Genomic DNA, 25,875 nt, shown 5'->3' with positions numbered 1-25,875 from the left:
AGAGCGTTGATCAGGCGATGGTGGCGAGCTCCTCGACCGCCACGCCGTGCGCGAAGGGCAGGCCCGCGGCGTACCTGGCCAGCTCGTCCACGGCCAGGTCGGCGATGCGGGCCAGCTCGCCGCCGAGGGATCCGGCGATGTGCGGGGTGAGCAGCACGTTCGGCAGGTCGTAGAGGGGTGAGCCGGGGGGCAGCAGGTCGGGCTCGGTGACGTCGAGCACCGCGTACAGCCGCCCGGAGGCCAGCTCGGCGATGAGCGCGTCCTGGTCGACGAGCGCGCCGCGGGCCGTGTTGATCAGCGTGGCGCCGTCGCGCATGCGCGCGAGGCGGGCGGCGTTCACGAGGTGCCGGGTCTCCGGCAGCGCGGGCGCGTGCACGCTGATCACTTCGCACCGCTCGAACAGCTCGTCCAGCTCGACGTGCGGCACGCCCAGATCCTCGGTCAGGTACGGGTCCGCGACCAGCACGTCCAGCTCGAACGGCCGCAGCAGCTCGATCACCCGCCGCCCGATCTTGGACGCCCCGATGACGCCCACCGTGCGCCGGTAGTTGCCGAACCCCGGGAAGAGACCGTCCAGGTCCAGCGGCGCCCGCCGCTCCCGGTAGAGCCGGGCGATGTCCGGCACCCGCTTGTTGGTGAACAGGATGGCGGCCAGCGTGTACTCGGCGACGGGCTCGGCGTTGGCCGCCGCCGCGGAGGAGACGAGCAGGCCGCGCTGCCAGCACGCCTCGGTGACGTGGTGCTTGACGCTGCCGGCCGCGTGCACGATCGCCCGCAGCCTGGGCGCCCGGGCCAGCACCTCTTCCGTGACGGGCGGGCAGTACCAGCTCGTGTAGAGCACCTCCGCCTCGGCCAGCGCGCCGGCCACGGCCGGGTCCGCGAAGTCGGCGGCCACCAGGCCGGGGTCCACGTCGGCGACGGCGACCAGCCGCTCGCGCACCGGGCCGGTGACGAGCCGGGAGGCGATCTCGGGCCCCATCGCGAGCAGGGTCTTCGGCCGGTTCTCCGTCATTTCGCTCCCCCGAAGGTCAATACGATCAATTCGATCATAACGAAAGCTACGCCGTCGACTCGCGTACGCGTAGCTCGGGCAGGAGGGACAGGTGGTGGACCACCGCGCCGGGGCCCTCCGCCAGCCGCCGGAGCAGCAGGTCCACCGCGCACCGGCCGACCTCCTCCTTGGGCGGCGCCACGGCCGTGAGCGAGGGCGAGCAGAACGCCGCCACCTCGTCGTCGTACGCGATCAGCGACACCTCGCCCGGGATGTCCACCCCCGCCGCGCTCAGGTGCCTGACCAGGGAGAGCGCGTCCTCGTCGTTGTGCACGAGCAGGCCGGTCGCGCCGCCCTCGCGCACCAGCCGCAGCACGTCGGCCACCAGCTGCTCCGGCGGCCGCGCGCGGTCGATGGCGAGGTGCCCCGGGGCGTTCAGGCCCAGGGCCGCGGCGCCCGCCCGCGCGCCCGCCTTGATCCCCGGCGCGGTGGGGCTCGGGGCGGCCACGACGGCCAGCCTGCGGTGACCCAGGTCGGCCAGGTGGCGTACGGCCAGGTAGGCGCCGTGGGCGTGGTCGGAGGCGACGGAGTCGAGGTGGGACTCCGGTCCGGCCGGCTCGGCCCGCCGCTCCACCAGCACGGCGGGCACGCCCAGCCCGGCCGGCCATGGCGCCCGCGCCGCGCCGGGCTCCCCGCTGGGGGTCAGCAGCAGGCCGTCGGCGCCCTCCTCGACGAGCTGGCGCACCAGGGCGCGCTCCTCGGCGGCCTCGTAGCGGGAGATGGCGAGCACCAGCCGTGCCCCCGCCCTGGCCGCCTGCTCCTGGGCCCCCTTGATCACGCCCGGGTAGTAGTAGTGGGCGGTGGGGACGAGCATGCCGATGGTCGGGGGCGGGCCGGCCAGGGCGGGCGTGCGGGCCTCGGCCGGGAGCGTGACGCCGCCGTGCACGCGGGTGAGCAGGCCGCGGGTGGCGAGGTGCTCGACGTCCCTGCGCAGGGTGACGGCCGAGACGCCCAGCTCCTCGGCCAGGTCGGCCAGCCGGGCCGAGCCGCGGTCGCGTACCCGGCTGAGGATGAGCCTGTGGCGCTGATCGACGGACACGGAAGCTCCTTCGGGATGGTGGTCCCGATCCTAGCTTCGTTCTGAACGTTTCCTTTCGTTCGATCACGAGGAGGCCAGGGTGTCCTACTCGCCGAGATCGCTCAACCTCCCGATGAGCGCCGTACGGGAGGTGATGCCGAGCTTGGTGTAGATGTGGCTGAGGTGGTACTCGACGGTCTTGACGCTCAGCACGAGCTTCCGCGCCGCCTGCCGGTTGGTGAGCCCCCTGCTGATCAGCACCGCCACCGTGTGCTCCTGCGGCGTCAGCCCCAGCCTGGCGGTGTCCTGCGGGCGCAGCACCGCGCGCCCGCTCGCGGCCAGCTCCAGATCGCACTGCTCCAGGTACGGCAGCGCGCCCAGTCGGGACAGCGTGAGCTGGGCCGCCTCGAGCTGCTCGGCGGCCGCCGACCTGCGGCCCCTGCGGCGCAGGAACGTTCCGTACGCCAGCTGGATCCTGGCCTCCTCGAACGGCATGTCGACCTTGGCGGTGTGCTCCAGGGCCACCTGGTAACAGGTCTCCGCCTCGACCGGCTCGTGCCTGGCGGCGTGCAGCCCGGCTCTGGCGCGGGCGGCGGCGGCCAGGACGCTGCGCCGCTCCTTGTCCAGGGCCAGCAGCTCGCACGGCACCAGGACCGCGTCGGCCTCCTCCGGCCGCCCGGCGTTGACCAGGGCGTCGGCCAGCAGCGTACGCCAGAGCACGACGACCGGCTCGTCGGGGAGGTTCGTGCGGGTGAGCGGCATGAGGGCGGTGACGGCCGCGTCGTGGTCGCCGCGTGCCGTGGCGACCAGGGCCTCGGCGGCGGCCGTACTGACCTGGGCGGAGGTGTTGTCGGGCGAGCAGGCGGCGCGGGCGGCCCGTACGTGCGTGGTGGCCCGCTCCCACTCGCCCCGGGCGGCCGGCACCAGGGCGGCCACGGCGTGGGCGTAGCTCGCCAGCCACGCCTGGCCGAAGTCGTCGGCGGTCGAGACGCCGACCTCGGCGTGCCCGACCGCCTCGTCCCAGCGGCCGAGCCGGTACTCGGCCTGGGCGAGCGCGACGGCCACCAGGAGCTGGAAAGGCGCCGACCGATCGGCCCCGGCGGCGAGCAGTCCGAGCAGGTCCGCGTGGGCACCGGCGAGATCGTCCGCCCAGAGCCGCAACACGCCCCGGCCCAGCAACGCACCGAGCTCCCCCGCCGACGCCTGACCCGGCACCGGCAACTCACCGCAAGCCGCCACCCCCTCCTCGACCCGCCCCGCCAACCCCAACCCCACAAGCCACGCAAACCTCCCAAGCTCCCCACCAACCCCGTGCCCGGCCTCGAACGACCCCGCACACCCACCCACCGCTCCCCCGCCCGACGGCGGCGCCACCGAACGCGACTCCCCCGCCGAAGGCAGCGCGTCGCGCGAAGACCGCCCACCGTGGGACGGCAGCGTGCCCGCGGAGTGCCCGCCCTCCGCCCCCGGCAACGGGCCGCCCTCCGGCAGTGCCACCCCGCCCCCCAGGAGCTCGCCTTGCGCAGAAGACGCGCGCCCATCCCCCGGGACCCCGCCCGACGGCGATCCCGCCGAGCGCGACGGCTCGCCCCCCGAAGGCGGGACACCGTCCAAAGGCCGGCCCCCTCCCGAAGGTGGGACACCGTCCAAAGGCCGGGCACTCCCCGAAGGCCGGTCACCCTCCACAGGCCGGTGTCCGTCCGACGGCTGGTCCCCTTCCAGAAGCCGGTCGCCCTCCGAAAGCCCGTCACCCCCCGAGGGTCGGTCACCGTCCGGCGGGAGGGGAGCGGGGGGTGGGGTGGTGAGGGCGCGTTCGGCCCAGTGGGCGGCGTCCGGGCCGCGGCCCCGCAGCAGGGCGGCCATCGCCTGGCGCGCCGCCACCCCCGCCCTCAGCCGCCCGTCGCCCTTGGCCTGCGACCACGCGTGGTCCAGCCGCCGCACCGCCTCCCCCACCCGCCCCGCCACCAACGCCACCGACCCCAGCACGTAGTCGCGCACCGCCGGATCACCGCCCGGCGCCACCTGCCCGGCCAGCGCGCCGGCGGCCACCGGCCGACCGGCGGCCAGCAGCGCCTCCACAGCCTCGGCGATCAGCCGGTCCCGTTCCGGGCCCTCCCCCGTGAGCTGCACCGCCCGCGTCAGGCACCCGCACGCGCTCGACCAGCGCCCCGCCGCCGCCTGTCGCCGGCCCACCAGCGCCACCTCCCGCACCAGCTCCCCGTCCACCTGGTCGGCGGCGGCGAGCCGGTGGTGCAGCCGGTGCACGACGTCGCCCACCAGTTCGGCGGCCAGCAGGTGCAGCCGCCGCCGTGTCGCGGGTCCGAGGTCGTGGTAGATGGCGGCCCTGACCAGCGGGTTCGGGAAGCCCACCGAAACCCCGGCCCCCGTACGCCACTCCACGAGCAGCCCCGCCCCCGTCACCTGCTCCAGCACCGGCAGCGGCTCGGCGAGCTCGGCCATCCGGGCCACCAGGTGCAGCGGCGCGGACGTCCCGAGCACGGCGGCCGCCGTCAGCAGCCGCTGCGCCGCAGGGTCGCATTGCCCGAGCCGCCCCAGCACCAGCGTCGTGTACGCCCGCGGCGCCGGCAGCGGGGCGTCCACGTCGGCCAGGGTCTCGGCGCGTACCTGCTGGAGCAGCGCCCGCGCGTGCAGCGGCACGCCCTTGGTGTGCTCGTGCAGCCGTTCGGCGGCCTGGGGCGTCAGCCGTACGGGCCCCAGCCGGGCGCTGAGCGCCTGGAGCTCGCGCGCGCTGAGCCCGCCGATCGGCAGCCGGAGCGCCGCGCCGCTGCGCAGCAGCCGCCGCAGCCCGTCCGGCAGCCGCGGGTGGTCGTCCTCCCTGACGATCACGATGGCCAGCACCCGATCGGTACGCAGCCGCCGCAGCGCGAACGTCAGCGCCTGCAACGACGGCAGATCCGCCCAGTCGGCCCCGTCGATCGCGACGACCACGGGCGCGCTCTGCTGCAGCCTGGCCAGCAGCTCCAGCAGCCCGGCCCCGACCACCAGCGGATCGGGCCACACGAACATCCCGGGCCCGGCCAACCCCGCCGGCGCGTCAGGGAGCCGCTGCACGTGCGCCCCGCGCCCCACCGGCGCGTCCGGGAGCCGCTGCGCCTGGGCCCCGCGCCCCACCGGCACGTCCGGGAGTCGCTGCGCCTGGGCCCCGCGCCCCACCGGCGCGTCCGGGAGCCGCTGCGCCTGCGTCCCGCGGCCCGCCGGCGTGTCAGGAAGCGGCCGCAGCTGCGCCCCGGGCCCCGCCAGCCCGGCCAGCGCGTCCGGGAGTTGCTGCACCTGCGCCCCGAGCTGCCCCAGCACGCCGTACGGCAGCTCGGACTCGCCCTCGTCCCCGCTGATCTCCAGCACGACCGCGTTCTCGATGGCGCACAGGAACTCCCCGGCCAGCGCGGTCTTCCCGATCCCGGCCGGTCCTTCCAGCACGACGAGGCCGGACCGCCCCTCGCAGACGCGACCGAGCTGAGCGTGGAGCACCGCGAGTTCGCGGCAGCGGCCGACGAACTGTTCGTCCCGGGAGCGCTCGGGGCCGCTGCGAAGGGCGCGCGTCGCCATCGGTCTCACCCCCTCGCCGGAGTCGCCAGGCCAAAGTTCATCGTGTGCCTTGCTCCGACAACCGTCCAGTGTCCCGTTGACCCGAGTCAGCTCTTTCGGTCATTAGGGAAACGCCCCGGGGTTATCCCCAGGGCGTTCCCTGATGCTCGCGGCACAGAGCGTTCATAGCGTCCAACGTGGACGAATGCCCCCAAATGCCGGGAGAACATCATGCCGTCCTACATCGCAGAGGAGCAGCGGGGAGCGGAGGCACGGATTCTCAACGTGCTGTTCCCCACGATCCTCCAGGGCCTCCAGCTGACCCACCAGGCAGCAGACCAGTTCGGCGCACGTCCGCACCAGCAACACCTGCTGCCGATGGGGCCGCGGAGGGAGCACCGGCCCGTCGAGTACCAGCAGCAACCGCAGCGGTACGCCCTCCCCGAGGCCTACGCCCAGCTCGCCGCCGACCGCTCGTTCATGGACGTCGCCGCCGTCCTCATGCCGGTCGTGCAGGCCATCATCCCGCCGCTCGTGGAGCAGCTCCTCTCCTTCGGCCCGCCCAAGGCCGACACCGACCAGAACGAGGAGGAGCGCTTCCTCCAGTTCGTACCGCAGCTCATCGGCACCATCGCGCCGATCATGATGCAGGTGCTCCCCGGCCTGCTGCAGACCATGCACGGCAACCGCTCCGAGCACCCCGTACGCGTCACCGACCGCGAGCTCAACCAGCGCTACTTCGGTCCCATCGTGCAGGCCACGCTGCCCGCGATCATCGCCCAGCTGCCCGACCTGCTCGCCATCGTGCACGGTGACCAGCGCACGCCCATCAGGTACGAGCGCATGCCCGGCCGCGACCCGATCCAGCTCATGAGGATCAGCAGGAGCGACCTGGTCGGCGCCCACCGCCTGCGCGACGGCGACGTCCTCCACCTGACCGAGACCCCCGCGCCCCCCGGCACCACCGAGGTCCGCCTCAGCCTGGCCCCCCACTCCATGTGGTGGAAGGGCATCCAGGTCACCGACGAGACCCACCGGCAGATCTGCTTCGTCGAGACCGACGGCGACCGGTACGCCACCTTCGAGTCCAGGTCCGTGCAGGCCGGCGGCGCCATCGTGCTGTGGAAGGCCAGGATGTTCGGCGAGCACACGCCGATGTACGTCATCCCGATCGGCGACCTGTCGCCCGACGGCAAGTGCCTCAACTTCCACTGGGCCGCCGACTGATGGCCGGGCCCACGCTGCGACTCGGCAGCAGAGGGGAAGAGGTCAGGCGGCTCCAGGAGTCGCTGCGCGCCCGCGGCTACCGCGTACAGGCCGACGGGTACTTCGGCGGCGCCACCTACGGCGCCGTGCTGAGCCTCCAGCAGCGCGAGGGCCTGCCCGCCGACGGCGTGGCCGGCCCGGGCACGTGGCGGGCGCTCGGCCGGACCCGGGCCATGACCGAGGAACGCCGCACGCACTCGGACGAACCGGCCGAGTGGAACTTCATGGTCTACATGGCCGGCAACAACAACCTGTCCGACGCCGCGGGACGGGACCTGGAGGAGCTGCGTGCCGTCCAGTCGTACAACGGCGTCCGGGTCACCGCGTTCGTGAAGCGGCAGGACGCCGGCGGCCGGGCCCAGCACATGGAGATCAGCGCCGGCGGCGCCCCCGACCTGATCGAGGAGCTGCAGCCGCCGGTCGACTCCGGCCACCCGCAGACCCTCCTGGACTTCGTCCGCTGGGCCGCCCGCCAGGCCCCCGCCAGGCGGTACGCGCTCGTGGTCTGGAACCACGGAGGCGGCTGGACCCCGGACGACCTCGACCAGATCTACACCCAGGTCAGGGGCCGCACGGTCCGGCATGACATCGAGACGGGATACGTGCGGCGGGCCCCGCGCATGGCCATGGCCGAGGGCGAGCCCGCCTTCTCCGAGCTGGCCAGGCTGACGGAGACCCCGGAGATCACCAAGGCCGTGTTCACGACGTCGCTGGGCGAGGTGCTCAAGCTGCCCACCGGGCAGGACCGCGCGATCGCCAGCGACGACGGCACGCTGCACTCCCTCGACACCATCGAGCTGCGCAACGTCATGCGGCGCGTCCACGAGGAGCTCGGCCGGCCGATCGACCTGCTGGGCATGGACGCCTGCCTGATGAGCAACCTCGAGGTCTGCTACGAGCTCCGCGAGCACGCCGCCGTCGTGGTGAGCTCGGAGGAGCTGGAGCCCAACGAGGGCTGGCCGTACACCGAGATCCTGGCCGCCATGGCGGCCAACCCGCGCATGGACGCGCGGGAGCTCGGGCGGGTCGTGGTGGAGGAGTACGCCAGGTCCTACCGCGGCGCGCACCAGACCGTCACGCAGTGCGCGGTCGACGCGACGCGGATCGAGGAGTTCATGGGCGAGTTCCAGTCGCTGGCGGCCGGCCTGCGGCAGCAGGTGCGCGCCAACCGGTCCGTGGTGGACAGCGTCCAGTCGGTGGCCACCCGCTTCCACTTCGACCGGTCGCTGGTGGACCTGCGGACGGTCTGCCTGGCGCTGGTGGCGGACTCGCGGACCGACCCGACGCTGGCCTCGGTGGCCGACAAGCTGCTGGCCGTCCAGACGCCCGGCGGCTTCGTGGTCAACGAGGCACACCAGGGCGACAAGGTGGAGGCGTGCGGCGGGATCAGCGCGTACTTCCCGATGGAGCGCACGATCTCGCGCTTCTACGCGGACCTCCAGCTCGCCCAGCACACAGAGTGGGACGAATTCCTCAGAGATTACGCGAACGCGCGTACCATCAGGCGTTAGGAGGCCACATGCCGGCGATCCGCCGGCGCCGCTGGGGCTATTGCGGCCCGGGACCGGCCGCAATAGCCCCTACCTTTGTGCCATGGATCCCCTCATCAGCCGCAGGGCGCTCAATCGGGCCACGCTGGACAGACAGCACCTGCTGCGCCGCACCGGCCTCCCCGTCGTCGAGGTCGTGGAGCGCCTGGGCGGGCTCCAGGCACAGACCCCGCACACCTGGTACGTCGGGCTCTGGAACCGCGTCGAGGGCTTCGCGCCCGACGACGCCGCCGCCCTGCTGCTCTCCAGGGAGCTCGTCCGCATCGCGCTGCAGCGCTCCACCATCCACCTGGTCAGCGGGCGCGACTGCCTGGCCATGCGGCCGCTGCTGCAGCAGGTCACCGAGCGCATGACGCGGACGACGTTCGGCAAGCGACTGGCGGGGGTGGACCTGGACGAGCTGGCGGCGACCGGGCGGGCGCTGCTGGCGGAGCGGCCGATGACGTTCGCCGACCTGGGGCGGGCGCTGGCCGAGCGGTGGCCGGACAACGACCCGCACGCGCTGGGCCAGGGGGTGCGCTGGCTGGTGCCGCTGGTGCAGGTGCCGCCGCGCGGCCTGTGGGGCAGGAGCGGGCCGGTCGCGCACACCAGTGCGGAGTCCTGGCTCGGCGCCGAGGCCCGGCGGGCGACGCCGCCGATGACGCCGGCCGAGCTGGTGCGGCGCTATCTGGCGGCGTTCGGGCCGGCGTCGGTGATGGACGTGCAGACCTGGTCGGGGCTGACCCGGCTGGGCGAGGTGGTGGAGTCAATGGACCTGGTCAGGTTCAGGGACGACAGCGGCAGGACCCTGTACGACCTGCCCGACGCCGTACGCCCCGCCGAGGACGCCCCGGCGCCCCCGCGCCTCATGTACGACTTCGACAACCTCTTCCTCTCCCACGCCGACCGGTCAAGGGTGATCACCGAGACCGGGTTCGCGGCGCTCCGGGGCTTCATGGGCACCAACGTGATGCCGCGCGCCATCCTGGTGGACGGCGTCACGGCCGGCGACTGGACGGTCACGCGGACCAAGGGGACCTCCACCCTCAACCTCCACCAGTGGGAGCCGATCAAGGCCCTGGACGAGGTCGAGGAGGAGGCCCGGCGGCTGCTGGAGTTCCTCGCCCCGGGCGACAAGCATGAAATTTCAGTCTTCGACGGCCCTTCCAAGTCCTGACACCGGCCGCCGCCCCTCGGCCCGGCCTGTTGTGCAGTGCAGAACAACATGTTGCACTGCGGTTTCATCGGTAGGTTGGGCACCGTGCAGGAACGCAACCAGTCCGCCTCGCTCAGGCGCGCCCTGACCGTGCTGGACCACGTGCGCGAGCACTCGGGGCTGTCGCTGACGCAGCTCTCCGAGGCGGTGGGCCTGTCCAAGAGCACGGTGCTGCGCCTGACCGTGCCCCTCGTCGAGGCCAGGCTGCTCGATCGTGACCGCAGAACCGGCACCTACCGGCTGGGCCACGGCACGCTCCGCCTCGGGCAGGCCTACCTCGCCACCCTCGACCTGCGGGCCGTGGCCGCCGAGGAGTCGCACCGGCTGATGAGCGAGGTGCGCGAGACCGTCCACCTCGTCGTCTACGACCCGCCGCACGTGGTCTACATCGACAAGGTGGAGAACGAGGCCAACGTCCGCATGGCCTCGCGCATCGGCAGCCGCGGCCCCCTCCACTCCACCGCGGTCGGCAAGGCCATCCTGGCCTGGCAGCCCGAGGAGATCCTGACCGAGCTGGTCCTGGAGCCCCGGACCAGGCGCACGATCACCGACGTCGAGCGGCTGCGCGCGGAGCTGGCGCACATCCGGCGCCGCGGCTACGCGGTGGACGACCGCGAGAACGAGCCCGAGGTGCGCTGCGTCGCGGCGCCGATCTTCAACCACGACGACGCCGTCACCGCGGCCGTCTCCGTCTCCGGCCTCACCTCGCGGATCACCGCCGCGCGGGTGCGCGAGCTGGGGCCGCTGGTGGCCGGGGCGGCGGCCCGGATATCGAGAAAGCTGGGTGGCCGGAGCCGATGACGCGACCGACGACCGATCTGGTGACCTTCGGCGAGACCATGGCGCTGTTCGCCGCCCGCCGCACGGGGCCGCTGCGCTTCGCCCGCGACTTCGACCTCGGCCTGGGCGGCGCCGAGTCCAACGTCGCGATCGGCGTGTCCCGGCTCGGCCACCGCGCGGCGTGGGTGGGCCGGGTGGGGGCCGACGAGTTCGGCGACCTGATCCGGGCGACGCTCGCGGGCGAGGGCGTGGACGTGCACGCGATCCCCGACCCCGGCGCGCCCACCGGCCTGATGATCAAGGGCAGGCGCACGGCCGACCTCATCGACGTGCGTTACTACCGCAAGGACAGCGCGGGCTCGCGGCTCTGCGCCGCCGACCTGGACCCGGAGCTCATCAGGTCGGCCCGGATGCTGCACGTCTCGGCCATCACGCCCGCGCTCTCGGCGTCGGCGCGGGAGGCCGTCCGCCACGCCATCGCCGAGGCGCGGGCCGCCGGGGTGCCGGTCTCGCTCGACGTCAACTACCGGCGGGCGCTGTGGACGCCGGAGGAGGCCGGGGCCTGGCTGCGCGACACGGCCGGCGACGTGGACGTGCTGTTCGCGACCGAGGCCGAGGGCCGGCTGATCGCCGACGTCGCGGGGGCCGAGGAGCTGGCCAGGGCGCTGGCGGCGCTGGGGCCGCGGCACGTGCTGGTCAAGTTCGGGGCGCGGGGGGCCATGGAGCTGTCCGACGGCGTCGTACGCCGGGCGGAGCCGTACCGGGTGACCGAGGTCGACTCCGTCGGGGCAGGGGACGCGTTCGCGGCCGGCTGGCTGGCGGACTGGCTGGCCGGGGCGGAGCCCGGGCAGCGGCTCGGCACCGCGTGCGCGGCCGGGGCGTTCGCGGTGACCTCGCAGGGCGACTGGGAGAGCCTGCCCCGGCGAGCCGACCTGGACCTGCTGCGGAGCCCCGCCGACGGCGTGAGCCGCTAGAGAGCGACGAGCGGGCCGCCCACGCCGAAGGCCGACCCGCTCACCTTTACGTCCGCCCCTCCCGGGAGGAGGCTGGACGTAGGGAGGTGGTCGTCATGGAGTACAAGCAGTGGAACGTGCAGATCTGGATCAGCGAGGACGACGACGACGCCTTGACCACGGCCACGGCGGTCCTGTTCACCCCGGACGGAAAGCGGCACGAGAGCGTGGCACACGCCCGCCGCAATCCGGACGACCGGCCGGTGCCGGGGATCGGGGACGAGCTGGCCGTCGGGCGGGCGCTGTCGGAGCTGGCGTCGAAGCTGATCGAGGACGGCGCGGAGGACGTGGCCCAGATGGCGAGCCCGGTGGGCAGATCACAATAGCCCGGCGCTCGCCAGGAGCTTGCCGATCCGCCCGACTTCGTCGTCGTTCAGCGGGATCTGCGGGAGCGCGGTGATCGGGCAGTCGATGACGCCGCGCAGGTGAAGTGCGGCCTTGAACGCCCCGAGGCCGGACGAGCTGCCGCCCATGCGCGCGCCGCCGACGCGGACGATCTCGAACAGCCTGACCAGGCGCTCCTGCTCCGCCCTGGCCGCCTCCCAGTCGCCGCGGGAGGCGCAGCGGTACAGCTCGGCGTACCCCTGCGGGTCCACGTTGCCCAGCCCCGGCACCACGCCGTCGGCGCCCATCCACAGCGCGGAGTCCACGGTCACCTCGGACCCGGTCAGCACGCTGAACGGCGCCTCGCGGCCCAGGATGACCTCGCGCAGCCCGCCGTCGTCGCCGCTGGAGTCCTTCACCCCGGCTAGCGCGCCCTCGGCGGCCAGCTCCAGCAGCAGGCCGGCGCTCAGCTTGGTGTGCACGGAGACCGGCAGGTCGTAGGCGTAGACCGGCAGCCCGGTCCGCGCGGCGACGGTCCTGAAGTGGGTGCGGATCTCCTCCGGATGCGTACGCGTGTAGAACGGCGCCGTCACCACCAGCCCCGACGCCCCGGCCCCGGCCGCGACCCGCGCGTGCTCCAGCACCCGCGGCGTGGTCATGTCGATCACCCCGGCCAGCACCGGCACCTGCCCGCCCGCGTGCCCGACCACGGTGTCCAGCACCGTCCGCCGCTGCGCGTCCGTCAGGTACGCCACCTCCGACGACGACCCGAGCACGAACAGCGCGTCCACGCCCCCGTCGAGCAGGTGATCGATCAGCCGGACGAGCGAGGCGGTGTCCACCTCGTACTCGGGGGTCATCGGCGTGCAGACCGGCGGGATGACACCGGTCAGCGTCGCGGACCCGGCGATGTGGGAAGACGTCATACGCGCTCCTGGATCAGTTCAAGATCGGTCGCTCCCGCGGCCACCGGGTGGTGGCAGTGGAAGAGGTGGTCGTCCTCGATCTCCGCCGCCGGCCACTCGGCCGCACAGAGGTCATCTGCCCGCCAGCACCGCGTACGGAACGGGCATCCGCTGGGCGGTCTGGTCGCCGACGGCACGGCGCCCACCAGCGGGATCGGGTTGATCGGCGAGATCAGCCCGGGCGTGGCCGAGAACAGCGCCCGCGTGTACGGGTGCCGCGCGCCCAGCGGCACCGCCTGCGCCGGGGTCTGCTCGACGATCCGCCCGAGGTACATGGTGACCACACGGTCGCTCATCCTGCGTACCGTCTGGATGTCGTGCGAGACGAACACCAGCGCCAGCCCGAGCCGCTCCTTCAGATCGAGCAGCAGGTTGAGGATCTGCGCCCGCACCGACACGTCGAGCGCGCTGGTCGGCTCGTCGGCCACCACCAGCTCGGGCTCCAGCGCGAGCGCCCTGGCGACGGCCACGCGCTGGCGCTGCCCGCCGGACAGCTGGCTCGGCAGCGCGTCGGCCGCGCTCGCGGGCAGCCCCACCAGGTCGAGCAGCTCCCGCACGCGGGCCTCGCGCTGGGCCGGGGTGCCGCGGCGGTGCACGTTGAGCGGGTCACGCAGCACCTGCCGGATCGGCAGCCGCCGGTTGAGCGCCGTGGACGGATCCTGGAAGATCATCCCCACGTTCGACCCGATCAGCCGGCGCCGCTCTGGCTCCTTCAGCCCCCACAGCTCCCGGCCGCGGAACGTGACGGTGCCCGAGGTCGGCCGCTGCAGGCCCACCAGCACCTTGGCCAGCGTGGACTTGCCGCACCCCGACTCCCCCACGACGCCGACCGTCTCGCCGGGGCCGATCGCGAAGTTCGCCTCGGTCAGCGCGTGGACGCGGTCGCGCGAGAACACGCCGCCCGAGCGGGCCTTGTGCACGACGTGCACGTCCTTCAGCTCAAGCATGCTGCTCACTCTCCACACGGGCCGGGTGATGGCAGGCCACCGCGTGCTCGGCGTCGCCTTCCAGCACCGGCCGCTCGGTACGGCACACGTCCGTGGCCATCGGGCACCGGTCGGCGAACCGGCAACCGGGCGGGAAGTCGGCCGGGGCCGGCACCACGCCGCGGATCTGCGTGAGCCGCTCGGCCCCCGACTCCAGCGACAGCACCGAGCCCAGCAGGCCCCGGGCGTAGTGGTGGGCGGGGTTGCCGACCAGGGTCGCCGTGACGCCGGTCTCGACGATCTGGCCGCCGTACATGACCACCACGCGGTCGGTCACGTCGGCCACCAGCGCGAGGTCGTGCGAGACGAGGATCAGCGCGAACCCCAGCTCCTCGCGCAACCTCAGCAGCAGCTCGATGACCTGCGCCTGCACGGTCACGTCGAGCGCCGTCGTGGGCTCGTCGGCGACGATCAGCTTGGGCTCGCGCGACAGCGCCATCGCGATCAGCACCCGCTGCCGCTGACCGCCCGACAGCTCGTGCGGGTACGCCGACAGGGTGCGGCGGGCCTCCAGGCCGACGAGCTCCAGCAGCTCGGTGGGGCTGCGCCGGCCGCCGCGCCGGGTGAGCTGCTTGAGCTGGGCCTTGATGGTCATGGCCGGGTTCAGCGAGGAGAGGGCGTCCTGGTAGATCATCGCCATCTCGTGGCCGAGCAGGCGGCGCCGGGCCCGCTTCGACTCGGCCAGCAGCTCCCGCTGGTCGAACCGGACGTGGCCGCTGACGCGGGCGTCGCGGGGCTGCAGGCCCATGATGGTCAGCGCGGTCAGGGACTTGCCGCAGCCGGACTCGCCGACCAGGCCGAGCACCTCCCCGGGACGCACCTCGAAGCCGATGCCGTCCACGACGTCCACAGTCGCCGGGTCCGCGGTGTCCCCTGTCGCCGGGTCCGCGACATCCCCTGTCGCCGGGTCCGCGACGCTGCCGGCCCTTCTGGGGAATCCGATCCGCAGCCGCTCCACCGCCAGGATCGGCGGGCCCTGCGGCAGCGGACGGGCCCGCTCGGCCAGCCGGCGCGCGGCCTCGGCCAGGCCGGGCAGCTCGACGACCTCGCCGGAGCCGGGCTTGGCCTGCTCGAACGCGTCGTCCTTGCGCACCTGGGCCTTGCGCGCGGCCGGGGCGGCCCAGGCGTCGGAGATGCCCTCGGCCAGGATGTTCAGGGCGAGCACGGTGATCAGGATCAGCAGGCCGGGGAAGACCGTGGCCCACCAGCCGCCGAGCAGCACCAGGTTCTTGCCGTCGGCGATGACGCTGCCCCAGGAGGGGTTCGGCGGGCGTACGCCGGCGCCGATGAACGACAGCGACGCCTCGAACACGATCGCGTCGGCCACCATCACCGTGCAGAACACCAGCACCGGCGCGGCGCAGTTGATCGCGACGTGCTTGACGAGGATGTGCGGCGTGCGGGCGCCGATGATGCGCTCGGCCGCGACGTAGTCCTCGCCGTACTGGGCGATCACGTTGGCCCGGACGACGCGGGCCACCGACGGCATGTAGAGGAAGGCCATCGCCATGACCAGCACGGGGATGCTGCCACCGAACACCGCCACGAGCACCGCGGCCAGCGCGATGCCGGGGAAGGCCATGATGACGTCGAGCAGCCGCATGAGGGTCTCGTCCACGGCCCGGCGCGAGGTGGCCGCGACGGCGCCGATGATCGCCCCGGTGACCAGGGCCAGCCCGGTGGCGCCCAGGCCGATGATCAGCGACCAGCGGGCGCCGTACAGGAGCCTGGACAGGATGTCGCGGTTGGCGCTGTCGAGCCCCATCCAGTGCGCGGCGGACGGGCCGCCGCCGGCGGCCTCCTGGAAGTACGGCGAGTGCGGCGCGATCCACGGTGCCAGCAGCGCGGCCAGCACGACCACCGCGATGATGCCCACCGACAGCCACGACAGCGGCTTCATCCGGCGGAACCCGATGCCGGGCCGGGACAGGCGCTCCGCCAGTCCCCGCCGCAGCTGGAACTGTCTCATGTGGCGCTCCTGAGGCGGGGGTTGACCAGCAGATACAGGACGTCGACGACCAGGTTGACGACCATGAAGCCGACCGCGATGGTCAGCACCACGCCCTGGACGACGGCCGGATCGCCGTCGCGCACGGCGTTGATCATGAGCTGGCCCATGCCGGGCAGCCCGTAGATCGTCTCGATGACCACGGTGCCGCCGATCAGGTAGCCGATGCGCAGGCCCAGCACGGTCAGCGGGTTGATCAGGGCGTTGCGCAGGACGTTCCGGCCGACGACCACGATCGGCGGCAGGCCGCTGCCGACCGCGGTGCGTACGTAGTCGCGGTCCAGCTCCTCCACCATCGACGTGCGGATGATGCGGGTGAGCTGGGCGGCGATCGGGAGCGACAGCGACAGCGCGGGCAGCGTCATCGACTGCAGCCAGCCGGCCAGCGAGTCGGCCGGGTTGATGTAGCCGCCGGTCGGGAACAGCCCCTCCCCCACCGCCAGCCACTGGATCATCAGCAGGGCCAGCCAGAACGCCGGGGCCGCCACCCCGATCAGCGAGACCATGCGGATCACCTGGTCGGGCCAGCGGTCGCGGAAGATCGCCGCCGTCACGCCGAAGACCAGCGACAGCACCACCGCCACGGCCAGGCCGAGGAACGTGAGCTGCAACGTCAGCGGCAGCGCGGTCGTCACCGACTCGATGACCGGCTTCTTCGTGAGCACGCTGGTGCCCATGTCGCCCTGCGCGAGGTCGGCGACGAAGCGGACATAGCGCAGGGGGAGCGGGTCCAGCAGGCCGTTCTCGAGCTGGAACTGGTGGATCTGCTCGGGGGTCGGGTTCGCGCCCTGGAAGTAGGCGTACTCCGGCTTGCTGCCGGAGAAGCGCATGACGATGAACACGAACGCGACCACGCCGAGCACCAGCGGGATCAGGATGAGGAGCCGCCGCAGCAGCATCCGGGCGACGAGGGTCATGTCCTCTTGGCCTGCAGCAGGTTGATGCCCGGGTACGGCTGGGCGCGGATGCCGGAGATCTTCTTCGGGTCCCAGGCCGTCATCAGCTCGTTGTGCACGACCGGGTAGAGGATGGCCTGCTCAGCCACGAAGTCCAGATATTCGTGGATCAGCTCGGTCCGTTTGGCCTTGTCCGTCTCCTTGCCGGCCTCGTCCATCATCGCGAACAGCTTCTCGGCGTCCTTGGTGCCGTCCCAGTGGCTGTACTTCATCCACAGGCCGCCGGGCACGTAGTTGTAGTGCAGGATCAGGTCGGCGTCCATGCCGAACTGGTTGGGGTTCGAGGCCGCGGCGACCACCTGATAGTCCTGGAACTGGTCCATCTTGGTGAACAACGCGGCCGTGTCCTGCGGCTCCAGCGTGGTCTTGACGCCGATGGCCTCCCAGGAGGCGGCGATGGTGGGCAGGCAGTCCGCGATCCAGCTCACGTTGACGGCCATGAGATTGATCGTCAGATTGCTGACCCCGGCCTCCTTCAGCAGCGCCTTGGCCTTCTCGGGGTCGTGGTCGTAGACGACCGAGGCGCGCTTGTGGTCGGGGTGCCCCTCGTTGAGGAAGGAGCTGGAGGCGGTGCCGTGGCCCTTGAGCGCCACGTCGATCATCTTCTGCTTGTCGATGGCGTAGTGCAGGGCCTGGCGCACCCGTACGTCGTCGAACGGTTTCGTGCCGGTGTTGAACATCAGGAACATGTGGTTCATGCCCTTGCCGCCCTCGACCGTCAGCCCCTGCTGCTTGAGCTGCTCGACGTTGGCGTACGGGATGTTGTCGGCGATCTGCGCCTCGGCGGACCCACCGGAGATCTTGGCCACGCGGGCCGCGGCGTCCACGATCGTCAGCCAGTTCATCTTCTTGACCGTGGCCGGCCGGGGCCCGTTGTAGCCGTCGAACGCCTCGAACGAGGTGTTGGACTTGGGGTTGTGCGCCGCCAGCTTGTACGGCCCCGAACCCACCGCCTTGCCGCCCTTGGCCTGGTCCCATGCCCCCGCCTGGCTGAACACGTGCTTCGGCATGATCTTCGCGATCGTCAGCCGGGGCGCCGCGTCGGGGAACGGGAACTTGAAGACCAGCTCCACGTTCCGCTCGTCCACCTTCTTCACCTCCTGGAGCCAGGATTTGAAGAAGTTGCCGGTCAGGACGTTGTCGGGGCCCAGGATCCGGTCGAAGGTGAAGATCACGTCGTCGACCGTGACCGGCTGCCCGTCGTGCCACTTGGCGCCGTCCCTGAGGGTGAACCGCCAGGTGGTGGCGTTCAGGTCGGCCGGCAGCGCGGTGGCCAGCGCCGGGTACGGCTCGCGGGTGACCGGGTCGGTGTCGAGCAGCCCTTCGTAGACATGGCTGATCCCGGCCATCGCGAACGCCGACGCCGTCTGGGTCGGATCCCAGCTCTGGTCGTTGCCGTACCCGATGACGGCGGTGATCAGGTCTTTGTTCGATCCCGCGCCGACCGAACCGGTCGAGGCCGGGCCTCCGGAACAAGCGGAGAGCGTGGCCGCGACGAACGCCGCCGCACCCGTCGCCCCGCTGTAACGCAGGAAGTCGCGGCGACTGAACTCAGAGCTCACGGATGGAGTTGCGGCTGACCTGGAGGGGATATGGAACGTGGGACATCCCATGTCCTATCTTGTGCGTAAAGTGGACGCTAAACGCAGCCGCTGCTTGAGGTCAACAGAAGATTTCCGGAATGTTACCTACGGCGAAAGGATTTTTCATGACCACAGTCCCGCGTCCGGCGCGCCCCAGCCGCGCCGCCGAGGCCCAGGAGGGCGTCAAGGACCTCATCGTCAGGCGCGGGCTGGTGGCCGGGGATCCCCTCCCCACGGAGTCGGAGCTCATGGAAGAGCTCCAGGTCAGCCGCAACTCCATCCGGGAGGCGCTGAAGGCCTTGCAGGCGGTGGGCATCGTCGACATCCGCCACGGCTTCGGCATGTTCGTCGGCCGCATGTCCCTGGCCGGCCTGGTCAACGAGCTGACCTTCCACAGCCGCATCACCCTGCAGAACGGCGCCAACCACCTCGCCCACCTGATCGAGATCCGCGAGATCCTGGAGAGCGGCCTCGTCGAGCGCCTGATCGAGCTGGGCCCGGAGGTCGACCTGGCGCCCGTCGCCGCCGTCATGGCCAGGATGGAGACCGAGGCCGAGGCCGGCCCGGTCTCCCCCGAGACCGACCGCCTCTTCCACGACCTGCTCTACCGCCCGCTCGGCAACCCCTTGGTGAGCCAGCTCCTCGGCGCGTTCTGGGACGTCTACTACCAGCTCCGCGACGCCCTGGGCGCACCCGACGAGCCCTCGGCCGACGTCGCCAAACGGCACCGCGACATCCACACCGCCGTCCTGGCCGGCGACCGGGCCGCCGCCGTGGCCGCCGTACACGCGCACTTCGAGGGCGTACGCAACCGCGTCGCGAAGATCAAAACCTAGCCCGGCCACCTCTCCACCCGCCGCCACCTGCGGCGCCACTCCCCGAACCACTCCGCGAACCACGGGTGGGCCCCGGCCAGCGGCATGATGTACGCGACGGTCTCCAGGTAGTAGCGCCGCTGGAACCGCCACGGCATCCGCTGCAGCTCCTGCACGTTGCTCACCCGGTCGGCGAGCTTGACCAGCACGGCCTTGTGCGGCGCCTTGACCAGCGAGGCCAGATAGTCGGCCTTGACCCCGCCGGGGGGCTTGGTCACCCACCGCACGAGCGCCGCCACCTCGGGGCCGAACCGCCGCGCGAGGTCACCCTCCGTGCAGGAGGTGTCCTCCAGCACGTCGTGCAGCACGATCGCGACCAGCACGTCCCTGTCGCTCACCCCGGCGCCGGACACGGCCACCTCCAGCGCCTCGAGCAGATGCTCCAGGTAGGGCCGCCCGGTGGGCCGCTGCTGCACCCCGTGCTTGCGCCCGGCGAAGGCCAGGGCCTCGCGCAGGGCGCCCACGGTGGCCGGCGGCAGCGCCGTGCGCAGCGGACCTTCCGCATGCGCCCAGGACGGCCAGCCGGTGAAGATCTCCATCCCGCTCCTTCGTAGGTGATCGTGCCGCGAGCGTGTCTTAGGGTGAGAATATGGCCGAGATCGCTGTCGCCGATGGGTCGTGGACGTTCAATGGGGAAATGCTGCGAATCGTCCCGGGCAGCGGCAAGGACGTGGACGAGCTGCGCAGGACCCTCGGCGAGGTGATGGTGCCGCTGGAGGCGATCGCCGGCGTGGCGTTCGAGCCCTCGCGCAAGGGCGGCCACCTGCGCCTGCGGCTGCGGAAGGGAGCCGACGCGCTGTCCGACGCCGCCGCCGGCACGCTGACCGCGCCCGCCGACCCCTACCGGCTGGCGGTCCCGAAGACCCGGGCGGGCGCCGCCGAATACTTCGCCGACGAGATCCGCGACACCCTGCTCGTCTACCAGACCCCCAGCGGCCCCTGCGACGACTACCTGCTCCCGGTCCCGAACGTGCCCATCTCGGCCACGGCCGGCGACGGCACCGCGTTCTTCGACGGGGAGCGGGTGCGGCTGGAGTGGACCGGCTGGGCCAGCACGGAGAAGGAGAAGGCGGGCCCGCAGGAGTTCCCGCTCCCGGACATCTCCGGCGTGGAGTGGCGGCCGCAGTCCGGCATGAGCTACGGCACGCTGCGCTTCCGGATCAAGGGCGAGGGCCCGAGCTCCAGGCCGCCGCAGAAGGACCTGCGCTGCGTGTCCTGGGGCATCCAGCGCTTCGGCGGCGCGACGGCCCTGGTAGCCGCGGCCGTGCTCGCCCGCCTCCCGCGCGACGCGCCCGAGCTGCCCCCTGCCTCCCCGGCGCCGGTCTCCGACGACGTGCACGACGCGGTGCTGCGCCGGCTGGGCGAGCTCGGCGAGCTGCACCGCTCGGGCGTGCTGACGGACGAGGAGTTCGCGACGGCCAAGCAGGCCATGATCCGCCGCCTTCAGGACTCGTGACCATCAACCCGGAAAGACTCCAGGAGCCACAGTGACATATGACGCGGAGAAACTGCTGCGCCGGGCGATCGCCCTGGCCGCCGAGGCCCGGGCCGGCGGCAATCCGCCGTTCGGCTCGCTGCTGGCCGGCCCCGACGGCACCATCCTGGCCGAGGAGCGCAACAGCTCCCTCACCGACCGGGACATCACCGCCCATCCCGAGCTGAAGCTGGCCCGCTGGGCCGCCCGCGAGCTCGATCCCGCCGCCGCGGCCACGACCACGATGTACACCAGCTGCCAGCCCTGCGGCATGTGCGCGGGCGCCATCGCCCGCTCGGGCCTGGGCAAGGTGGTGTACGCGCTGTCCGGCGAGCAGCTCGACGGCCTCAAGCCGCCCGGCAGCTCCTTCACCGACCCTCCGTCCGAGGGCCCCGCCCTGTACGAGGAGGCACGCGTACCCGTCGAGGGCTACTACCGCTGAATAACCGCTTTCAGCTTCGCCACTCCTTGCATACGATCGACTGCGGAAAGTGATGGTCGATCTCTGGTCCTGGAGGGGCAAATGTTCAAGGGAATGCGCATCGCGGCGGCCGTGGCCGGGTCCTTCGCGCTCCTGTCGGCGTGGCCGGCGCCGTCCGCCTCGGCGGCGGCCACGATCCTCGACTGCGACACCTTCGTACACGCCAACGACCGCGACCTCGGCATCGCCTCCTGCCAGAACCCCACGGACCGGACCTGGATCTTCCGGGCCGTGGTGGTCTGCGGGCGGGCGCCGGACGTGGTGGGCGAGTGGGTGACGCTCCCACCGGGCGGCTCCGGTCAGTCCCAGGGCTACTGCGGCGGCATCTTCACCAGCGGCGTCGGCGCCGTCGGCGTGGACGAGCGACCGGCCTGAGAAACGACGACGGGCACTGTCCGGTGGACAGTGCCCGTTTCGCTGTGATGGTGCGCCGCCAGGGACTCGAACCCCGGACCCGCTGATTAAGAGTCAGCTGCTCTGACCAACTGAGCTAGCGGCGCAACAGAAGTAACTCTATCAGCCGCCGGCCAGTGCCCGCGCCCGTGTCAGCCCAGCCGGACGGCCAGCCTCTCGTACGTCCCCACCACCAGGTCCCAGAAGCCCTTCACGTCCAGGGAGGTCGCCACCAGCGCGTTCGCCTCCCGGTCGCCGATCCTGAAGTCCGTCACGGTCATGCCCCTCGTGTACTGCCCGGCCGTCTCCACGTTCACCACGGCCGGCACGCAGGTGAAGAGACCGGGATCCAGCAGGTACGCCACCGCGCACGCGTCATGGATGGCCGGCCCGCCCTCGGCCGACACCACCCCGTAGAACTGCGCGGCGGGCACCAGCAGGTCGGCCAGCCGGCCGAGCGGCCGCATCCGCTCCAGCACCGCCGAGGTCACCACGGCCGACAGCGTCACGTCGAGCCCCAGCATCTTGACCGTCCAGCCGGCCTCGAACACGATCGCGGCCGCCTCGGGATCGGCCAGCATGTTGAACTCGGCGGCCGGGTTGTGGTTGCCGCGGGTGTAGGAGCCGCCCATGATGACCAGGTCGCGGGCCCACTCGACGACGCGCGGCTCGCGGCGTACGGCGAGGGCGATGTTCGTCAGCGGTCCCACGGCCACCAGCGTGATCTCACCGGGCGCGGCCCGCAGCGTCTCCACGATGAAGTCGACCGCGTGCCCCTCCGACGGCCCCCGCACCGGTGCCGGCAACACCACGTCGCCGAGCCCGGTAAGCCCGTGCACGGCGGTGGCCCTGACCGTCCGCCGCATCAGGGCGCCGGCGCTGCCCGGCGTCACCGGCACGTCGCCCATCTGGAGGAACTCCCGCAACGCCAGCGCGTTCGCCGTGGTCAGCGGGAGATCGACGTTCCCGCCCACCGTGGTGACGCCGACGAGGTCGAGGGAGCCGGTGGAGCCGGCGGCCAGGGCCAGCGCGAGCGCGTCGTCAATGCCGGGATCGCAATCAATGAGAACTTTCTTCACGTCCGGAGGATACGCATGGATCGGGCCGGGCAGTTCCCCCAAAGCTGCCCGGCCCGATCGGCGGCGGTCCAGGCCGGCGCTTTCCCCCAAAAACGCCGGCGGTCCCGCACTTGCGAACCGCGGTCCCCCTCCGCGTCCGCATCGGTGAAGGTCCTTCGGTCAGTTGCAGTGCTCCTGACCTGCTCCAACGCTACCGAGACGAATGCAACGGTCGCGTCATAACGGGGTCGAATATCTGTTTAATCCACCTACGGAAGCTCCAACCGAACCTCCGTCCCCTCTTGCAGCGACCTGCTCACCGTGCAGTACTTCTCGTGCACCCGACCGGCGACCGCCCGGAACACCTCGTCGGCCTCCTCGGACGGCAGCTCCACGTCGTACGTGATGGTCACCGGGCCGAGCTTGTTCGACTCGACCTTCTCCGCACCCACCGTCATCGCCAGCCGCACCAGCCGGTGCCCCCGCTTGGCGGTGAGCGGCTCGACGGTGACGATGTTGCACCCGCCCACCGCCGCCAGCAGCAACTCGACCGGAGTGAACACCCCGTCCTCGTCGCCGCCCCCGATCAGAACCTCGGCGCCACGGGCGTTGGTAGCCCGGAATCCGCCCTCTTCAGTCCGCTCGACACGCACGTTAGCCATGTTTCAGACCCTACTCAGAAACCTTTAATGTTCGTTCAGGATCGTGGAGCCATGGCTAGCGAGGCGAATGCTGATCAGGGCCCGATCCTCTTCTGGTGCGGAGTCGCGGTCGCCGAGTTCGGTGCGATCCAGCCGAGTTACGGCTACCCGTGGACTCCGACCGCCTACGCCGCCGCGGCGCTGCTCGTGGCACTCGGCTTCCTCAGCGTGAAGGCCGCCGACTACCTGCGCACCGAGGAGGCCAGGCAACGCCTGCGGCTCGGCGGCTACCTGGCCGGGGCGCTGCTGGTGGCACACCAGTTCAGCTCCACCGCCTACGTGACCGGCCTCAGCCGGGCCGGCTCGCTGCTGCTCTACGCGATGGCGGCGGTGATGGCGGTCTGGAGCCACCGGGTGCCCCACACGACCAGACCGGCGCTCCTGATCGCGACCGGCCTCGACCCGGCCGCGCTGCGCGAGCGACTGGCGAGCGCGACGGACACGGTGGCCGTCTACCGCACCGAGCGCGTCACCGACGAGCTGCGCGACCTCGCGGCCCGCTACGACCTCATCCTCGTCGTGGGCGCCGAGCACGATCCTCGGGTCAAGGAGCGGGTGAGCGCCTCCGGCCTGAGCCGGGAGATCCCGGACATCGCCGAGCGCGAGGTGCTGGTGGCGGGCCCGCGGCCGTTCAAGCGGTACGTCGCCGGAGCCTTGTCACGCCTTGCTGTCCCGAGGTCACAGATTCATTTCAAATCCGGGCAAAGGGTTTAGGCCTACCATACGCCCGGTCTGGAAGCGTGGGCCCCGTCTGAAAGCGTAGGCGACAGGCAAGGAGGCAAGGTGACGACTTCTGACATCGCCGAGTCCGCGACGACTTCTGATATCGCCGAGGCCGCGATGATGACCTTCCCCGGCAGCGCCCGTGTCGAGATGGTCATGGGCATGCCGGTGAGCGTGGACATCCGCACCGCCCTCCCGGCACGCGAGCTCATCCCCCTGCTGGACAACGCGTTCGCCTGGCTGAGATGGGTGGACGACACCTTCAGCCCGACCAAGGAGGACAGCCAGATCGGCCGGCTCAACCGCGGCCAGACGATCAGGCAGATCCCCGAGCTCGTCGAGGTCCTGCACCGCTGCGACGAGCTCAGCGAGGCCACCGGCGGCTGGTTCGAGGCCCGCATCAACGGCGTGATCGACCCCTCCGGCTACATCAAGGGCTGGGCGCTGGAGCGGCTGTCGCGGGCGCTGTCCAACGCCGGCGCCGGCGACCACCGCATCACCGCGGGCAACGACATCAGGGTGCGCGGCTCGGCCGCCCCGGGCGAACGCTGGCGCGTCGGGGTGCGCGATCCGCGCGACGACACCGTACGCAAGGTCGTCTTCGCCCACGACCTGGGCCTGGCCACCTCCGGCGGCGCGCCCATCGTCAACCCGCACACCGGAGAGGTCCAGACCGGGCTGGGCTGGGTCACGGTGATCGGCCCCGACCTCGGCCTGGCCGACGCCTACGCCACCGCGATCTACGCCATGGGCCCCCTGCCGGGCCGCCGCTTCGCCACCGACCTGGCCCGCTCGGGCCCGTACGAGACCATGATCGTCACCCACGACGGCCAGGAGCTCACCACCCCCGGCTTCGCCCGCTACAGCACCGCCCAAACCCGCCTGGCCGGCTGACCCGCCCACCACCGACACCGCCAGGCCGCCCAGCCCGCCCAGCCCGGCGTGCCGCACCGCGTTCCTCAGCTCCAAGCAGCCGCGCCCCACGAGCCGGCCCGCCGATCCGGCGGGGCCGGCCGGGGCCCCGCGGTGGGCCGACCCCGGCCATCGGGACCGGCACCCGCCGCAGAACCCAGGCCCCGAAGACCGACCCGAAGACGTATGCGCGAAGTCCTCCCTCGAAGCGGCGACGCCTAGGCGTCGGGATGTTTGCGCAGATATTCGATGTAGATCGGCCGCAGTGCCTCGCCGAGCTTGCCCTCACCCGCCGCGATGGCGTCGCTGAGCAGCGCGGAGACCTTGCTGAGGTCGTTGGCGGTCTCGTTGGAATGACCGCTGGCGGCCTCCGCCGCCGGGATCACCTTAAGCAACTCCCACAGGAACCCCAGGTCCCCATGGCGCACGGCGTAACGCACCGCCCGATCGTGCAACTCGTCGGCCGGCAGCGACTCGAGCCCGTTCGCGTTCGCGTCCATCTCGATCCCTCCCCTGCACGCCTCTTCCCCCCGTTGGACCGACGATAACCGGCGACTACCGACAGTGACCGAAGGGCATCGTAGTGACTGCGCCCCTATCGCAGCGCCGATCACAAGTGGGAGGATCAACCAGCGTGAGATTCATCATCAGAACCATCGCCGCGGCAGTGGCCCTGTGGGTGGCCATCCAGTTCATCGACGGCATCGATGTGGACGCCCCCACCAACACGGCCAGATACTGGGGCGTCCTGCTGCTCGTGGCCCTGATCTTCGGTGTCATCAACGCCATCGTCAAGCCCATCGTGAAGGCGCTCGGCTGCGCGATCATCGTGCTGACACTGGGACTGTTCCTGCTCGTCATCAACGCGGCCATGCTGCTGCTGACGAGCTGGATCGCCGGCGAGCTGGACATCCCCTTCCATGTCGACAACTTCTACCCGGCCGCGTTCTGGGGGGCGATCATCATCAGCGTCGTGAGCTGGCTGCTCGGCCTGTTCATCCCCGACAACGACTGACC

The 25,875-nt window shown here is 71.9% G+C and carries 25 protein-coding genes and 1 tRNA gene; 13 read left to right on the top strand and 13 right to left on the bottom strand.

Annotated elements, in window-relative coordinates; genetic code table 11:
- Positions 1-10: 10 nt before the first annotated feature.
- From ACTWPW_RS03340 to ACTWPW_RS03330, 3 genes are all read right to left on the bottom strand, one after another.
- Positions 11-1,012: a hydroxyacid dehydrogenase gene (locus tag ACTWPW_RS03340; RefSeq protein WP_443167911.1), complete on the bottom strand. Its 1,002-nt coding sequence runs from the start codon at positions 1,010-1,012 to the stop codon at positions 11-13.
- Positions 1,013-1,058: 46 nt separating this feature from the next.
- Positions 1,059-2,090, bottom strand: a complete 1,032-nt coding sequence (locus tag ACTWPW_RS03335) for a substrate-binding domain-containing protein (protein ID WP_375111293.1) — start codon at positions 2,088-2,090, stop codon at positions 1,059-1,061.
- 84 nt (positions 2,091-2,174) lie between these two features.
- Entirely contained in the window at positions 2,175-5,636 is a 3,462-nt protein-coding gene (locus tag ACTWPW_RS03330; RefSeq protein WP_443167910.1) for a helix-turn-helix transcriptional regulator, read from the bottom strand.
- 210 nt (positions 5,637-5,846) lie between these two features.
- Here ACTWPW_RS03330 and ACTWPW_RS03325 point away from each other — a divergent pair, with 210 nt between their 5' ends.
- From ACTWPW_RS03325 to ACTWPW_RS03300, 6 genes are all read left to right on the top strand, one after another.
- A complete protein-coding gene (locus ACTWPW_RS03325) occupies positions 5,847-6,842 on the top strand; it encodes a hypothetical protein (RefSeq protein WP_443167909.1) in 996 nt (331 codons plus the stop codon).
- Positions 6,842-8,392 (top strand): clostripain-related cysteine peptidase, encoded by a 1,551-nt coding sequence (locus ACTWPW_RS03320; protein WP_443167908.1) that lies wholly within the window; start codon positions 6,842-6,844, stop codon positions 8,390-8,392. The genes ACTWPW_RS03325 and ACTWPW_RS03320 overlap by 1 nt, the downstream gene beginning before the upstream one ends.
- Before the next feature lie 82 nt (positions 8,393-8,474).
- Positions 8,475-9,587 (top strand): winged helix DNA-binding domain-containing protein, encoded by a 1,113-nt coding sequence (locus ACTWPW_RS03315; RefSeq protein ID WP_443167907.1) that lies wholly within the window; start codon positions 8,475-8,477, stop codon positions 9,585-9,587.
- A 48-nt stretch (positions 9,588-9,635) separates the two neighbouring features.
- The gene (locus ACTWPW_RS03310) at positions 9,636-10,427 is read left to right on the top strand and encodes an IclR family transcriptional regulator (protein WP_443167906.1); all 792 of its coding nucleotides are present in this window, start codon (positions 9,636-9,638) and stop codon (positions 10,425-10,427) included.
- A complete protein-coding gene (locus ACTWPW_RS03305; protein WP_443167905.1) occupies positions 10,424-11,380 on the top strand; it encodes a sugar kinase in 957 nt (318 codons plus the stop codon). The genes ACTWPW_RS03310 and ACTWPW_RS03305 overlap by 4 nt, the downstream gene beginning before the upstream one ends.
- Positions 11,381-11,475: 95 nt before the next feature.
- Positions 11,476-11,745: a DUF1876 domain-containing protein gene (locus tag ACTWPW_RS03300; protein ID WP_375111300.1), complete on the top strand. Its 270-nt coding sequence runs from the start codon at positions 11,476-11,478 to the stop codon at positions 11,743-11,745.
- On the opposite strand, the gene ACTWPW_RS03295 is transcribed toward ACTWPW_RS03300, so the two are convergent.
- From ACTWPW_RS03295 to ACTWPW_RS03275, 5 genes are read right to left on the bottom strand one after another with little or no spacing between them, the layout of a single operon-like run.
- On the bottom strand, positions 11,737-12,669 hold the full coding sequence (locus ACTWPW_RS03295; RefSeq protein WP_375111301.1) for a dihydrodipicolinate synthase family protein: 933 nt from the start codon (positions 12,667-12,669) through the stop codon (positions 11,737-11,739). The two genes, ACTWPW_RS03300 and ACTWPW_RS03295, sit on opposite strands and share 9 nt — an antisense overlap.
- Positions 12,666-13,655 carry an oligopeptide/dipeptide ABC transporter ATP-binding protein gene (locus tag ACTWPW_RS03290; protein ID WP_443167904.1) on the bottom strand — a complete coding sequence of 330 codons (990 nt, stop codon included), beginning with the start codon at positions 13,653-13,655 and terminating at the stop codon, positions 12,666-12,668. Before ACTWPW_RS03290 ends, ACTWPW_RS03295 begins: the two co-directional genes overlap by 4 nt.
- Positions 13,648-15,663, bottom strand: coding sequence for a dipeptide/oligopeptide/nickel ABC transporter permease/ATP-binding protein (locus tag ACTWPW_RS03285; RefSeq protein ID WP_443167903.1), 2,016 nt, complete (start codon positions 15,661-15,663; stop codon positions 13,648-13,650). The genes ACTWPW_RS03290 and ACTWPW_RS03285 overlap by 8 nt, the downstream gene beginning before the upstream one ends.
- Positions 15,660-16,619 carry an ABC transporter permease gene (locus ACTWPW_RS03280; RefSeq protein ID WP_375111304.1) on the bottom strand — a complete coding sequence of 320 codons (960 nt, stop codon included), beginning with the start codon at positions 16,617-16,619 and terminating at the stop codon, positions 15,660-15,662. The genes ACTWPW_RS03285 and ACTWPW_RS03280 overlap by 4 nt, the downstream gene beginning before the upstream one ends.
- Positions 16,616-18,220, bottom strand: a complete 1,605-nt coding sequence (locus ACTWPW_RS03275) for an ABC transporter substrate-binding protein (RefSeq protein ID WP_375111305.1) — start codon at positions 18,218-18,220, stop codon at positions 16,616-16,618. Before ACTWPW_RS03275 ends, ACTWPW_RS03280 begins: the two co-directional genes overlap by 4 nt.
- Positions 18,221-18,366: 146 nt before the next feature.
- Between ACTWPW_RS03275 and ACTWPW_RS03270 the strand changes: the two genes are divergently transcribed.
- On the top strand, positions 18,367-19,077 hold the full coding sequence (locus tag ACTWPW_RS03270) for a FadR/GntR family transcriptional regulator (protein WP_375111306.1): 711 nt from the start codon (positions 18,367-18,369) through the stop codon (positions 19,075-19,077).
- On the opposite strand, the gene ACTWPW_RS03265 is transcribed toward ACTWPW_RS03270, so the two are convergent.
- Positions 19,074-19,655, bottom strand: a complete 582-nt coding sequence (locus ACTWPW_RS03265) for an HD domain-containing protein (RefSeq protein ID WP_443167902.1) — start codon at positions 19,653-19,655, stop codon at positions 19,074-19,076. The two genes, ACTWPW_RS03270 and ACTWPW_RS03265, sit on opposite strands and share 4 nt — an antisense overlap.
- A gap of 50 nt (positions 19,656-19,705) precedes the next feature.
- On the opposite strand from ACTWPW_RS03265, the gene ACTWPW_RS03260 reads away from it, so the two are divergent.
- The 3 genes from ACTWPW_RS03260 (at position 19,706) to ACTWPW_RS03250 (ending at position 21,446) form a co-directional block, all read left to right on the top strand.
- Entirely contained in the window at positions 19,706-20,572 is an 867-nt protein-coding gene (locus tag ACTWPW_RS03260; RefSeq protein WP_443167901.1) for a DUF4429 domain-containing protein, read from the top strand.
- A gap of 31 nt (positions 20,573-20,603) precedes the next feature.
- Positions 20,604-21,032: a nucleoside deaminase gene (locus ACTWPW_RS03255; protein WP_375111309.1), complete on the top strand. Its 429-nt coding sequence runs from the start codon at positions 20,604-20,606 to the stop codon at positions 21,030-21,032.
- Positions 21,033-21,113: 81 nt separating this feature from the next.
- A complete protein-coding gene (locus ACTWPW_RS03250; protein WP_375111310.1) occupies positions 21,114-21,446 on the top strand; it encodes a hypothetical protein in 333 nt (110 codons plus the stop codon).
- A 48-nt stretch (positions 21,447-21,494) separates the two neighbouring features.
- Here the strand turns inward: ACTWPW_RS03250 and ACTWPW_RS03245 are convergent.
- The 3 genes from ACTWPW_RS03245 to ACTWPW_RS03235 all read right to left on the bottom strand — a co-directional run bounded on the left by ACTWPW_RS03245 (position 21,495) and on the right by ACTWPW_RS03235 (position 23,184).
- Positions 21,495-21,571: transfer RNA gene (locus ACTWPW_RS03245), tRNA-Lys, on the bottom strand.
- Positions 21,572-21,616: 45 nt separating this feature from the next.
- Entirely contained in the window at positions 21,617-22,543 is a 927-nt protein-coding gene (locus ACTWPW_RS03240) for a nucleoside hydrolase (RefSeq protein WP_375111311.1), read from the bottom strand.
- A 248-nt stretch (positions 22,544-22,791) separates the two neighbouring features.
- The gene (locus tag ACTWPW_RS03235; protein WP_375111312.1) at positions 22,792-23,184 is read right to left on the bottom strand and encodes an OsmC family protein; all 393 of its coding nucleotides are present in this window, start codon (positions 23,182-23,184) and stop codon (positions 22,792-22,794) included.
- Positions 23,185-23,235: 51 nt separating this feature from the next.
- On the opposite strand from ACTWPW_RS03235, the gene ACTWPW_RS03230 reads away from it, so the two are divergent.
- Positions 23,236-23,937, top strand: a complete 702-nt coding sequence (locus ACTWPW_RS03230) for a hypothetical protein (RefSeq protein ID WP_375111313.1) — start codon at positions 23,236-23,238, stop codon at positions 23,935-23,937.
- Positions 23,938-24,006: 69 nt separating this feature from the next.
- Positions 24,007-24,840 (top strand): FAD:protein FMN transferase, encoded by an 834-nt coding sequence (locus ACTWPW_RS03225; RefSeq protein WP_375111314.1) that lies wholly within the window; start codon positions 24,007-24,009, stop codon positions 24,838-24,840.
- Positions 24,841-25,076: 236 nt separating this feature from the next.
- On the opposite strand, the gene ACTWPW_RS03220 is transcribed toward ACTWPW_RS03225, so the two are convergent.
- Positions 25,077-25,358, bottom strand: coding sequence for a hypothetical protein (locus tag ACTWPW_RS03220; RefSeq protein ID WP_364115227.1), 282 nt, complete (start codon positions 25,356-25,358; stop codon positions 25,077-25,079).
- Between the two features lie 134 nt (positions 25,359-25,492).
- Here ACTWPW_RS03220 and ACTWPW_RS03215 point away from each other — a divergent pair, with 134 nt between their 5' ends.
- On the top strand, positions 25,493-25,873 hold the full coding sequence (locus ACTWPW_RS03215) for a phage holin family protein (protein ID WP_364115225.1): 381 nt from the start codon (positions 25,493-25,495) through the stop codon (positions 25,871-25,873).
- Positions 25,874-25,875: the final 2 nt, after the last annotated feature.

This window comes from Nonomuraea sp. KM90 (genome assembly GCF_052246675.1).
In the GTDB taxonomy this organism is placed as follows: domain Bacteria; phylum Actinomycetota; class Actinomycetes; order Streptosporangiales; family Streptosporangiaceae; genus Nonomuraea.
Note: the sequence above shows the minus strand (reverse complement) of the source record. Positions and strands in the feature narration are given on the sequence as shown.

Bases quoted from the DNA above. Each gene is read 5' to 3' on its own strand.
- ACTWPW_RS03340 (WP_443167911.1), bottom strand. From the start codon at position 1,012: ATGACGGAGAACCGGCCGAAGACCCTGCTCGCGATGGGGCCCGAGATC.
- ACTWPW_RS03330 (WP_443167910.1), bottom strand. From the start codon at position 5,636: ATGGCGACGCGCGCCCTTCGCAGCGGCCCCGAGCGCTCCCGGGACGAA.
- ACTWPW_RS03325 (WP_443167909.1), top strand. From the start codon at position 5,847: ATGCCGTCCTACATCGCAGAGGAGCAGCGGGGAGCGGAGGCACGGATT.
- ACTWPW_RS03320 (WP_443167908.1), top strand. From the start codon at position 6,842: ATGGCCGGGCCCACGCTGCGACTCGGCAGCAGAGGGGAAGAGGTCAGG.
- ACTWPW_RS03315 (WP_443167907.1), top strand. From the start codon at position 8,475: ATGGATCCCCTCATCAGCCGCAGGGCGCTCAATCGGGCCACGCTGGAC.
- ACTWPW_RS03310 (WP_443167906.1), top strand. From the start codon at position 9,636: ATGTTGCACTGCGGTTTCATCGGTAGGTTGGGCACCGTGCAGGAACGC.
- ACTWPW_RS03305 (WP_443167905.1), top strand. From the start codon at position 10,424: ATGACGCGACCGACGACCGATCTGGTGACCTTCGGCGAGACCATGGCG.
- ACTWPW_RS03300 (WP_375111300.1), top strand. From the start codon at position 11,476: ATGGAGTACAAGCAGTGGAACGTGCAGATCTGGATCAGCGAGGACGAC.
- ACTWPW_RS03295 (WP_375111301.1), bottom strand. From the start codon at position 12,669: ATGACGTCTTCCCACATCGCCGGGTCCGCGACGCTGACCGGTGTCATC.
- ACTWPW_RS03290 (WP_443167904.1), bottom strand. From the start codon at position 13,655: ATGCTTGAGCTGAAGGACGTGCACGTCGTGCACAAGGCCCGCTCGGGC.
- ACTWPW_RS03285 (WP_443167903.1), bottom strand. From the start codon at position 15,663: ATGAGACAGTTCCAGCTGCGGCGGGGACTGGCGGAGCGCCTGTCCCGG.
- ACTWPW_RS03280 (WP_375111304.1), bottom strand. From the start codon at position 16,619: ATGACCCTCGTCGCCCGGATGCTGCTGCGGCGGCTCCTCATCCTGATC.
- ACTWPW_RS03270 (WP_375111306.1), top strand. From the start codon at position 18,367: ATGACCACAGTCCCGCGTCCGGCGCGCCCCAGCCGCGCCGCCGAGGCC.
- ACTWPW_RS03265 (WP_443167902.1), bottom strand. From the start codon at position 19,655: ATGGAGATCTTCACCGGCTGGCCGTCCTGGGCGCATGCGGAAGGTCCG.
- ACTWPW_RS03260 (WP_443167901.1), top strand. From the start codon at position 19,706: ATGGCCGAGATCGCTGTCGCCGATGGGTCGTGGACGTTCAATGGGGAA.
- ACTWPW_RS03250 (WP_375111310.1), top strand. From the start codon at position 21,114: ATGTTCAAGGGAATGCGCATCGCGGCGGCCGTGGCCGGGTCCTTCGCG.
- ACTWPW_RS03235 (WP_375111312.1), bottom strand. From the start codon at position 23,184: ATGGCTAACGTGCGTGTCGAGCGGACTGAAGAGGGCGGATTCCGGGCT.
- ACTWPW_RS03230 (WP_375111313.1), top strand. From the start codon at position 23,236: ATGGCTAGCGAGGCGAATGCTGATCAGGGCCCGATCCTCTTCTGGTGC.
- ACTWPW_RS03220 (WP_364115227.1), bottom strand. From the start codon at position 25,358: ATGGACGCGAACGCGAACGGGCTCGAGTCGCTGCCGGCCGACGAGTTG.